Source organism: Paraburkholderia sp. CNPSo 3272 (assembly GCF_024206495.1).
Lineage (GTDB): Bacteria > Pseudomonadota > Gammaproteobacteria > Burkholderiales > Burkholderiaceae > Paraburkholderia.
The window spans coordinates 1-2,159 of record NZ_JAMBPQ010000089.1 but is presented as its reverse complement, the minus strand read 5'-3'; the positions used below and the strand labels follow the sequence as shown (position 1 = coordinate 2,159).

3 protein-coding genes are annotated in these 2,159 nt (G+C 59.1%); all 3 read right to left on the bottom strand.

Annotated elements, in window-relative coordinates; genetic code table 11:
• Positions 1–832: alpha/beta hydrolase (locus M3I53_RS37800; protein ID WP_254320804.1), on the bottom strand; the 832-nt coding region annotated here is incomplete at its 3' end.
• 175 nt (positions 833–1,007) lie between these two features.
• Positions 1,008–1,634: a tyrosine-type recombinase/integrase gene (locus M3I53_RS37795; RefSeq protein ID WP_254320803.1), complete on the bottom strand. Its 627-nt coding sequence runs from the start codon at positions 1,632–1,634 to the stop codon at positions 1,008–1,010.
• 312 nt (positions 1,635–1,946) lie between these two features.
• Positions 1,947–2,159 (bottom strand): transposase domain-containing protein (locus tag M3I53_RS37790; RefSeq protein ID WP_254318348.1); only part of this gene is annotated, 213 nt, incomplete at its 5' end.

The following is a 2,159-nucleotide window of genomic DNA, read 5'->3' as shown; positions in this document are numbered from 1 at the left end:
CGTCATGCTCGCCGATGACGATCATTGCGTTGCCCGCTAATTTGCGCAGATCTGAAATGTACCGGTTACGCGGGTGATACGACGTGCTGAGGCGGTAGGAGTACGAGAGTGTTTCGGTGCCGTCCCGGTATCGGATGGGCTTGTTAAAGTCAATGACCGGAAGCGCATTGAGTCCGCGAATGCCGAGTGCATTCAGGATGATCAGACCGATCAGGCGGCGCGCGTGAAGCTGTGCCCAGCCGCCACCCGCCCCCTCCCTGAGTGTCCGGGAGGTCGGAATGACTGGACTCGACAGCAGGAATCGCGAAACGAGGTGGGCATGGGTACCGCCTGCGAATCGGGTAACAAACCCACCACCACTGGAATGTCCTCCGAGGACAACGGGGCCACCATGCCCTTGTTTCCGCAGTTCGGCGATCAGATCGGCAATGTCGTCTTCCAGTTGGCCGATGTATTCAACGTCCCCCCGGTGGCGGCCAGACTGATAGTGTCCGCGGAGATTTGGCAGGATTACCTTGGCCGCGCCGGCCTGGCTTACAGCCGAAGCCAGCGCATGGTAGGAACGCCCGTGATACGACGATCCATGCACGAAGATTAGAATCGGGTTGGCGGAGGACGCGTAGAAGCGAAAGGCTAGTTGCTCGCCGTCTCTGGCGGGGTATCGGCAAAGCGAGGGTAGATCGCTATCGGGCACCGAATGCAGCGAGGCAAATCCGAAAACGTCCTTCTCCTTTGGCGCGGGCGGCGACGCCGACGCTACCAATACGATGGCGACGCCGACAATAAGCACGAACACCGCAAGAGCAATCCCTAATACGAGCAATATGGTCAAGGTGGTCTCCAGGCACGATTATGATCGAGCAATATGCGATATGGTCGCTCATGCTAAGACCATGCGTGTAGCAGATCTTGCTGGATCTTCAGGCGATTGTCGACGATTCAGGCAGGCGTCTCGAACGGCCGGTTGTGGCCGGACAGCGCCCGAGTGCAGTCCGGCCACCTGTCGTTCAAACCTCTGTCTGTTCCGCCATCTCGAGAGCGTCGTCGACCTCAATGCCAAGGTATCGAACGGTACTCTCGAGCTTTGCGTGACCGAGCAGCAACTGTATCGCCCGCAGGTTCTTTGTGCGCCGGTAAATCAGTGACGCTTTCGTTCGACGCATTGAATGCGTTCCGTAAGCTGTGTCGTCGATCCCGATCGACCGTATCCAGCGGTGGACAAGGCGGGCGTATTGGCGCGTTGAAAGATGGGCCGAGCCGTGAATGCGGCTAGGGAACAGATAATCGCTCGACGACAGTCCCGCCTCTCGAATCCACGAAGCGGCGCTCTCTCGCGTCTGTTCAGTGATTTCGAACTGGACCGGGCGCTGGGTCTTCTGCTGCATTACAGTCGCCCTTGGTGCCACACGAGAGCCAAGACAGATATCCCTCACTCGTAATTTCGTCAGATCGCACGCTCTCAACTTGCTGTCGATCGCGAGGTTGAACAGCGCGAGCTCGCGCGCTCTTCCAGCCAGCTGCAGGCGGATACGGATTCCCCAAATCTCCCTCAGCTTCAGTGGCAGCTTCTGTCCCGTCAGCTTGTCCTTGTTCCAAGGTACACGGCCGACGCCCGGGTTGATGGTGGCTTCCATGACGACTCTCCTTTCGAAGACGGGAGAATCAGTTTGCACCCGGCGCCGCCGGGCAATGCCCGACCCTGAACGGACCTTCGAAAACACCGTAAGCGGCCGTTCGTGGGCTTCCTCGGAGGCTGGGCCTGTCACTAATTGGAAGCCCTGCCAGACGGCGAGATGCAGGAAATCAGCTCCTCGTAAAATCGTAGTCCCGCTCGACCCTGCAAATGCGAGTCTTGTAGGTCTCGTACCATTGATCGCGACCAAGCCTTTGTGCTACCAGATGCGCTGAATCGTAAGCGGCCAGCGATCCCGTGTTGACGAACGAGGTTAGGCGATTGTGGGTTTCGGTTGCCACCGATGCGGCAACAACGCGGCGATGTCGCTGGCCCTGTGCGTGGGCAGACGCGTGAGGATGTCCTTGAGATACGCGTGCGGGTCGTGCCCGTTGAGTTGTGCCGAGCGGATCAGGCTCATGATCGCAGCGCCACGCTGCCCCGCTCGCAGTGAACCTGCGAACAACCAATTGGCCCGACCGATGGC